Origin of the sequence: Endozoicomonas sp. ONNA2, from assembly GCF_024606365.1 — a bacterium.
GTDB lineage: Bacteria > Pseudomonadota > Gammaproteobacteria > Pseudomonadales > Endozoicomonadaceae > Endozoicomonas.
Genome location: NZ_JAHHPO010000995.1, coordinates 1 through 1,392, shown reverse-complemented (window position 1 = coordinate 1,392; position 1,392 = coordinate 1). Strand labels below are relative to the sequence as shown.

Annotated in this window: 1 protein-coding gene; it reads left to right on the top strand. The window is 46.6% G+C overall.

What is annotated here, in order from left to right; genetic code table 11:
- Positions 1-222 precede the first annotated feature (222 nt).
- Positions 223-1,242 carry a hypothetical protein gene (locus KDK14_RS17565; RefSeq protein ID WP_257266488.1) on the top strand — a complete coding sequence of 340 codons (1,020 nt, stop codon included), beginning with the start codon at positions 223-225 and terminating at the stop codon, positions 1,240-1,242.
- Positions 1,243-1,392: the final 150 nt, after the last annotated feature.

Here is a 1,392-nt window from a genome sequence, read left to right as displayed (position 1 = left end):
TGCTCTGCTCGCTGCCGGTGAAGGAGATGGACGAGGGCTATGTGTTGCAAATGGGCACCATCGACCTGGCCGATGCTGAGTGTACGACGGTGTTGGAGGGGCAGTTGGCGGTTTCTGAACGGGGCAATATTGATCGGTAGAGTTACCTTTTCCTCTTTGCGGTCCGTGCGCCCCCGTTGCAGTTATTGGGATGCACAACTGATTTGCGTTAGTAGTTGTTACATGGTTTACAAGATATTTTTGCTATTTTCCATATTAATGATGATCACTTCCTTCGCCTCTGCGGATAGCGATTGTAACGGTAATAACTGCAACAATAACGGCAATTATTGGGTGAAAATAAAGCGCCTATCTGATATCGACCTTGGGGAATGGAAAGGGGGCGACCAACCCATCAGCGGAACGAATAGAGTCGATAATAAAAAAACATTTTGTGCCATTTCATATTTGGAGGAGGGCAAAAAACGGACAATGTATAATCCTGAGCTTGAGTTAATACCGCTCTCCAATGGACAGACCGGGCAATTCGTTGTCACACAAGGTGCTGAAGAGATCCCCATCACGATCACCCTGGACGAATATTCAGCGAATGATGCGCCGCAAGTGCTGCAAGAATTTAAGATCGGTCAGTCTGTTACGCTGAAAGGAGATGATAACTACGATTTTTGCAAAGAGAATGAATTGACTCTGACGGTGACCGCTTATAAGGCTGATATTATTCGTGCCGGTGCAACAGGGAAATACGAAGGCCGATTTAGAATGGAGGTACGCCCCGGAACGTCACTACAACCACCCGCGCCCGTTTTTATTGATTTTTCAATAGAACTCGATATAACGCCCTCTATCCTGATCTCTGGACTTGAGGATATGACCCTGAAAGACGGACAGGGCTCGGGTGCCTTCGGGTATCAGGATTTCTGTGTTTTTGCCACAAGTAAAAGTCCCTTCAAAATTAGAGGGCTAAGTAAGTTTGGTGACGGTGTTTTCGAGCTCGATAATGGTGGTGAACGCCTGAATTATCAGCTTGAGGTTGGTCTTCCCAACAATGGTGGTGGTAATAAGATCACACTGGTTGAAGAGGGTGATTTTGATGGCCATTCCTCATGGAAAGGTGACGACCGACTGGATTGTGCCGGAAAGGAGAATATGAGATTGACGGTGACAATTACCGAGGCTGAGCTACAGCAGGCAAAGTCCGGACGGTATCATGATACTGTGACTCTGACGGTTGCCGTTCAATAGCTTCTGAATTTCTCTTGGCTATTCTGGCGATGCCGAGTGTACGATGTTGTTGAAGGGGGAAGTCTGCGTTGAGTAAGCGAGAAGTTGGTAAGTAAGGTAGTACTTCATTTATTCGCAATTGAAGCGTGAAATCAGGGATTTTTTGGTCAT

Coding starts and splice junctions, on each gene's coding strand:
- KDK14_RS17565 (WP_257266488.1), top strand. CDS start 223: ATGGTTTACAAGATATTTTTGCTATTTTCCATATTAATGATGATCACT.